The 243-nt window shown below is 46.5% G+C and carries 1 protein-coding gene; it reads left to right on the top strand.

The features are described 5' to 3' along the window. A partial coding sequence (locus AN394_RS21445) for a reverse transcriptase domain-containing protein (RefSeq protein WP_268795678.1) occupies positions 1-243 on the top strand: 243 nt, incomplete at both ends.

The raw sequence follows: 243 nt of genomic DNA, 5'->3' as shown, positions 1-243 counted from the left end.
TTGATGCTGATGACTCTTGCAGGTCTTGAGCAACGCATAAAGTCCACCGCACTTAAAAATGGGGCGAGAGCCAACTTTATAGGATACGCCGATGATTTCGTCGTCACTTGCACTTCAAAGGACGTGCTGGAGAACGATATCAAACCGTTGATTGCTGACTTCTTAGCACACAGAGGCTTAACGCTCTCCGAAGAGAAAACGCACATTACTCACATTAGCCGTGGTTTTGACTTCCTAGGCTTT

The organism is Pseudoalteromonas sp. P1-26 (assembly GCF_001401795.1).
Lineage (GTDB): Bacteria > Pseudomonadota > Gammaproteobacteria > Enterobacterales > Alteromonadaceae > Pseudoalteromonas.
The sequence above is the reverse complement of the archived record's forward strand: the minus strand, read 5'-3'. Positions and strand labels throughout refer to the sequence as shown.